This is a genomic window from Rhizobacter sp. Root1221 (genome assembly GCF_001425785.1).
Classification (GTDB): domain Bacteria; phylum Pseudomonadota; class Gammaproteobacteria; order Burkholderiales; family Burkholderiaceae_C; genus Rhizobacter.
The window spans coordinates 15,780-21,608 of sequence record NZ_LMDI01000049.1 but is presented as its reverse complement, the minus strand read 5'-3'; the positions used below and the strand labels follow the sequence as shown (position 1 = coordinate 21,608).

The following is a 5,829-nucleotide window of genomic DNA, read 5'->3' as shown; positions in this document are numbered from 1 at the left end:
ACGACGAAGGCAAGCCGCGCAAGCCTTCGCCGCCGCCCAACCGCCCCTGTTCAACTGAGGGGGAAATTATTCCGGACAGTAGTGGGCGAACGCCGGGACCCACCGTGTCCAGRCGCSGCGACGTYCCGGYCACATCTGGCYTGATCCCCCCGCCTCAAYGCTTCWCTCGACAGCGTGGAACGTTTGGGCCCGCTGCAGGCACCACCTGCTCTGCATCACACGCTCGGGCCCACCCGTCCAGTGGGTCCCGGCGTTCGCCCACTGCTGTCCGGGGAAAATCTCGGGTCATCCCGGCGAACACCGGGACCCACTGCGTCCAGGCGCGGCGACGTTCCGGTCACATCTGGCCTGATCCCCCCGCCTCAAYGCTTCTCTCGACAGCGTGGAACGTTTGGGCCCGCTGCAGGCACCACCTGCTCTGCATCACACGCTCGGGCCCACCCGTCCAGTGGGTCCCGGCGTTCGCCGGGATGACMACGCTGYGAKTGAGTCGACCCGTCGGTGAATCGGCCGCACCTCCGATGCCTCCTGGCAACGCCGCCGTTCAGGTTGATTTTCCCCGGACAGCAATGGGCCTGCGCCGGGACGACAGGGCTGTGCGAGGAAACGCCTTGCGTGCGTTTCGGGGCGTCGCATCGCTTCGCTCGCTCGCCATGCGGGCTCGTCCCCCTGAAGGGACGAACCCGCAACAAGAGGCGAGCAAAGCGAAGCCCCGAGTCGCGAACGCCAGGAAAGCAAGCGCAGCGAAGCGCCAGATCAAGCTACCACCGAGCCCGGGTCCCCCGGGCGACCGTGGGCTCCCCATGGGGGGACCGGCGCGAAGCGCCGTAGGGGGCCTCATCCTCACAAACTCATCATGCGCTGGCGCTTCTGGGTCTGGTCGATGTAGCGCTGGAGGCCGCGGAGCACGTCGCTGGACGGGTTCACCATCTCGCAACCCAGGCGCACGCCGCGGGAGTCAGGCTGGATGGACGTCACGTGCTGCAGGCGCAGCGTCGTGGTGATGCGGGTATCGACGTCCAGGTCGATCTGAACGTTGTTGATGGTGATGCCCGGCTGCAAGGGTGGCACGTCGTCAGGCAGGAACAGCGCGCAGCCGCCGATGCTGACGTCGAGCACCCGCAGCTGCAGCGACATGTCAGGGATCATGGGGTGGCGCACACGCGCCATGGGCGTGGCGCGCAACAGCGGGCGCACACGGAAACCGTTGCGGCGCTGGAAGCGGAACACCTCGCGCGGGAACGCGCAATTGAGCGCGCTGGCACGGCCACCGCGCACGAGCACGAGGCCGTGGGCGTCGAACTGGAGCTTGATGCTGTCGAGGTAGGCCACGGCCACCGCATCCTCGGACTCGACCAGTGCCTGGACCTGGTTGTCGTCCGCGTCGGCGGAGAAGCTCAGCGTGCCGCGGTCGGGGTCGAGCGCCCACACGGTGCTCGTGTACACCCCACCGTTGCTGCTGTTGAGGTTGACCAGCACGTTGCCATCGGCCAGCTGTTTGAGCAGGGCCAGCACTTCCGCGGAGGACGTGATGCGGAAATCATCGAGCGCCCCGGGCGCCGAGGCCAGCGCGTCGAGGGACTTCGGCAGCGTGTCGAGGGGACGATCCACGGAACCTCCGTTGGGTGTGCGTACCTGCCAGCAAGGCTCAGTGAACCGACTTCGGGCGGCCCGCCAGCAGGCCGTCCAGGTCTTCGAGCCAGGGTTCGGCCAATTGCCGGATCTCGGCGTCGTTGATCAGGATGCGCTGCATGATGCGCGATTTCAGCTGAGCCTCTTCGTTGCCGAGATTCTGCGCCGAAGCAGCATGCTTGAGCTGTGAAATCAGCACGGCGCAAGCGCCTTCGAGCTTCACGACCTGGTCCCAGTCACCGTTGCGGGCGGCCGACAACATGTCCGCGCTCGCGCGTTCGATGGCTTCGTAGTAGTTCAACAAGGCGGAGTTCATGGGGGCTCCCGGCACAAAAGTATGAGGGCGGACGTTGCGTTGCTTGTGTTGCGTCATTTGCGGGCCTCGGCAACTTGCGGGCCGATCGACACCCAGGCGCTTTGCAAGGGCTCGATCAGCGCACGGCACTCCTCGAGCAACTTGGCATCGTTGCGGAGGTTGGCCTGGGTCAGACGCAACGTCACGTAGTCGTACAGGTCACGCAGGTCGACGGCCAGCTGCCCGCCCCCCTGCACATCGAGCCCGGCCTTCAGGCCTTCCTCGATGATACGGACGGCGCGGCCGATGGCCTTGCCCTTCGCTTCCAGGTGGCCTTGTGCCAAGGCGCCACGGGCTTGCGCAACGGAATCCATGAAACCTTCGAACAGCATCGCGACGAGCTGGTGCGGCGAGCCGGTCACCACGCCCGTTTCGACACCGACCATGCGGTAGGCATTGACGGGTGTACGGGAACGGCCGAAAGGAGTGGACATGGATGCGTACATGGGGCGAAGTGGTTGGTGCGTCTTGCTGAAGTTATCGACGCTCGGCGTGCGAACTTGAATCGGCAGCTGAACCGGCTTTCAGCATCAATTCCCGCTTTGGTTCCACGCACGCCTGCCGAGGCGTTCACTGTGCATCTGGAAATGCAATCGGCGCCGAAGCGCCGATTCGAGCGGGAACCCCGGGACCCTCGTCAGCTGCTGCTGGACAGCAGGCTGAGCTGCTGCGACATGTAGCTGCTGAGCGAGCTCATCTTCGCCATGTTGGTGTCGAGCGCCTGGTACTGCGCGCGCAGCCGCTTCTCTGTCTGCGCGAGCCGGTCATCGATGGCTTCCACCCGCTTGGCATTGCGCGTGATGCTCGACTGGATGCCCGCCGTGCGGGTCTCGAGCGGGCCTTCGGCCCCCAGCACCTGGTCAGCCAGCTTGTTGAAGCGGTACACGATTCCGGAAGACGTGTCGCTGGTCGTGTCGGACGATGCGAGCAGCTTGCGCAGCTCCGCCGGTTTCGCCAGCGCCGCATCGAGCTTCTTCGTTTCGATCTTGATGGTGCCGTTCGTCTGCACCTCGAGGCCCACCTGACTCAGCGAACCGAACGCCGAGGTCGCGGTGCTGGTGCCCCGCAGGATCTCGCGCATCTGCGATTGCAGGCCAATCACGGTGCGGTCGCCCTGCAGCTTGCCGGCCACCTTGCTGTCGGCGTTGTACTTCGTCTGCGTGGCGATGAAGTTGGCGAGGTCGTTGTAGGCGGTGGCGAACTCGGTCACCTTCGTCTTCATCGACTCGGTGTCCTGCGTCACCGTCAGGTCCACCGGGCTGGCGGACACCTTCAGCAGCTTGATCGTGAGGCCGTCGGCCACGTCGGCCAGCGTGTTGGAGGCGGACTCGATGTCCAGCCCGTTCAGCTTGGCCTTCGCGTTCTTGGCGGTCTGGTTCAGCATCATGTTGCTGGCCCCACCCTCCGGGTCGTACGCCAGCGCCGAGAGGCCCAGCCCCCCGTCATCGCCGGGCACCGTCTCGGTCGCCGAGATGCGAAAGCCGTTGTTGACACCGGTCTCGGTGGACCGGATCGACAGGCGGGCGCCGGTCGCGTCATAGATGACGGTGGCCGTGACGCCGGCACCTGCCGCGTTGATCTTGTCGCGCACCGCCGCCAGGCTGCTTTCGCCGGGGCCGATGTCGATCGTGACGGACGTGGAGCCCGCCTTGAGGCCGAAGGTGGCCGGGTCGCCCGTCCAGCTGCCGAGGTCGATGGTCAGCTGCCCCTGGCCGAGGGAGTGTTCCTTCGACGGGAAGACCGCCGTGCTGGCCGTCTGCGACGTGGCCAGCTCGCTGACCGTCAGGCTGTAGCTGCCCGCCGCGGTGTTCGTGCCGGTGGTCACCGAGGCCACGGTCGCGTCACTCGACGCTGCCACGGTCTGGGCCCACAACGTCGTCGAGTTGAGTGCCCGCGCCTTGTCCTGGAACGCCGAGACGTAGCTCTGCAACTGCCCATAGGTGGACAACTGCGACTTCATCGTTGTCGCGGCGGTTTCCAGCAGCGCGGCCGGCTTGCGCTCGACCGCCATCAGTCCAGAAACAATCGATTCCACATCCAGGCCACTGCCCAGACCAGTCGACGAGATGGCCATGGCGAACTCCGGTTAACTCAACCAGCAAAAACAAAAACGGATCACCCGGGGGTTCCCCAGATGATCCGTTTTCGACGGCACCCGGGAGAACTTTAGCCCCCCGACGCAAATTTTTTTCGCACACGACAAGGCGAGCGCAGCAAAGCCGCAGATCAAGCCACCCGCGAGGACCGGCTCCGCCGGCCGACCCGGGGTCGCCCCTCGGGGGCAGGAGGCGCTAGCCGACTGGGGGGCTCAATCAGCCACCACGGAGGAGGGACAGGACCTGTTGTGGCAACTGATTCGCCTGCGCCACCATCGCGTTGCCGGCCTGCTGCAGGATCTGCGCGCGGGACAGCGCGGCGGTTTCCGCGGCAAAGTCGGCGTCCATGATCCGGCTGCGGGCGGCCGACTGGTTTTCCACCGCCTGCTGCAGGTTCGAGATCACCGCGTCGAAGCGCGACTGGGTGGCGCCGAACGTGGCACGGGTGTTGTTGATGGTGTCGAGCGCATCGTCGATGCTGCCGATGACGGTCGCGATCGCGGTGGCGTCGGCGGTGTTGTCGATCAGCGTGGTCGGATCGGTGACCAATGCGATCGACGGGTCGGTCGCCATGTTGGTCGTGGTCACGGTGATCGTGTCGTCGGCGGTGGTGTTCGCGCCGATCTGGAACGTCAGCGACGTGGCATCCGCACCGAGGATCGTCTGGCCATTGAACGTGGTGCCGCCGAGCACGCGCGAGATCTCGCGCTGCAACTCGACGAACTCCTTGTTCAGCGAATCCTTGTCGTCATTGCTGTTGGTCGAGTTGCGCGCCTGCACCGCCAGTTCCCGCATGCGCTGCAGCGAGTCACCGACCTTCGACAGTGCGCCTTCGGCGGTTTGCGAAAGCGAAATGCCGTCGTTGGCGTTGCGCACCGCGACGTTCATGCCGCGCACTTGGGCGTTCATGCGTTCGGCGATGGCCAGCCCGGCCGCGTCGTCCTTCGCGGAGTTCACCCGCAGGCCCGAGGACAGGCGCTGCATCGAAGTCGACAGCGCGCTCTGCGACGAGTTGAGGTTTCGCTGAGCGTTCAGCGACGCGATGTTCGTATTGATCGTCTGTGGCATGAAAGCACTCCTTCAAGAATCGGATGACTCCCGGTTCGATGACCGGCATTGCGTTCCGCCGCATCGGAAGATTTCTCCCATGTGGCGGCGCACAAGGCCGGCAATTCGCACCGCAGACCCGTAGATACGATTCTCGAAGCGAGCCCCCCAACGCAAAGGGCGGAAATGAAGGGAAAGCCCCCTCCATTTCCGCCCTCTGCCCCACGTCCCCGGCCGCCAGGCCGGGTGCAGGTGGGTCGATCAGCGCAGCAGCGACAGCACTTGCTGCGGCGCCTGGTTCGCCTGGGCGACCATCGCGTTGCCGGCCTGCTGCAGGATCTGCGAGCGCGACAGGTTCGCGGTTTCCGAGGCGAAGTCGGCGTCCATGATCCGGCTGCGGGCGGCCGACTGGTTCTCCACCGACTGCTGCAGGTTCGAGATCACCGCGTCGAAGCGCGATTGCGTGGCACCGAACTCGGCGCGCTTGTTGTTGACCGTGTCGATGGCGTCGTCGATGCTGTCGATCACGGTGGCGATCGCGGTGGCATCGGCAGTGTTGTCGATCACGGCGGTGCCGGCGGTCACGGCGGTGATCGTGGCGTCAGCGGTCATGTCGGTGGTGGACACGGTGATGACGTCGTCGGTCGTGGTGTTGGCACCCACCTGGAACGTCAGGTCGGTGGCGTCCGCGCCGAGGAT

Annotated in this window: 6 protein-coding genes; all 6 read right to left on the bottom strand. The window is 65.7% G+C overall.

The genetic code is table 11. The features are described from left to right. Positions 1 to 843 precede the first annotated feature (843 nt). Entirely contained in the window at positions 844 to 1,611 is a 768-nt protein-coding gene (locus tag ASC87_RS25880) for a flagellar brake protein (protein ID WP_235582297.1), read from the bottom strand. A 37-nt stretch (positions 1,612 to 1,648) separates the two neighbouring features. Next, a complete protein-coding gene (locus ASC87_RS25875) occupies positions 1,649 to 1,948 on the bottom strand; it encodes a flagellar protein FliT (protein WP_056669761.1) in 300 nt (99 codons plus the stop codon). Positions 1,949 to 2,001: 53 nt separating this feature from the next. Beyond that, entirely contained in the window at positions 2,002 to 2,421 is a 420-nt protein-coding gene (fliS, locus tag ASC87_RS25870; protein WP_235582296.1) for a flagellar export chaperone FliS, read from the bottom strand. 203 nt (positions 2,422 to 2,624) lie between these two features. After that, positions 2,625 to 4,061, bottom strand: coding sequence for a flagellar filament capping protein FliD (gene fliD, locus ASC87_RS25865; protein WP_082568950.1), 1,437 nt, complete (start codon positions 4,059 to 4,061; stop codon positions 2,625 to 2,627). A gap of 238 nt (positions 4,062 to 4,299) precedes the next feature. Beyond that, complete coding sequence (locus ASC87_RS25860) at positions 4,300 to 5,151, bottom strand: flagellin domain-containing protein (protein WP_056669752.1); 852 nt, start codon at positions 5,149 to 5,151, stop codon at positions 4,300 to 4,302. Between the two features lie 240 nt (positions 5,152 to 5,391). Next, positions 5,392 to 5,829 (bottom strand): flagellin (locus tag ASC87_RS25855; RefSeq protein ID WP_255359239.1); only part of this gene is annotated, 438 nt, incomplete at its 5' end.

Bases quoted from the DNA above. Each gene is read 5' to 3' on its own strand.
- fliD (WP_082568950.1), bottom strand. From the start codon at position 4,061: ATGGCCATCTCGTCGACTGGTCTGGGCAGTGGCCTGGATGTGGAATCG.
- fliS (WP_235582296.1), bottom strand. From the start codon at position 2,421: ATGTCCACTCCTTTCGGCCGTTCCCGTACACCCGTCAATGCCTACCGC.
- ASC87_RS25875 (WP_056669761.1), bottom strand. From the start codon at position 1,948: ATGAACTCCGCCTTGTTGAACTACTACGAAGCCATCGAACGCGCGAGC.
- ASC87_RS25860 (WP_056669752.1), bottom strand. From the start codon at position 5,151: ATGCCACAGACGATCAATACGAACATCGCGTCGCTGAACGCTCAGCGA.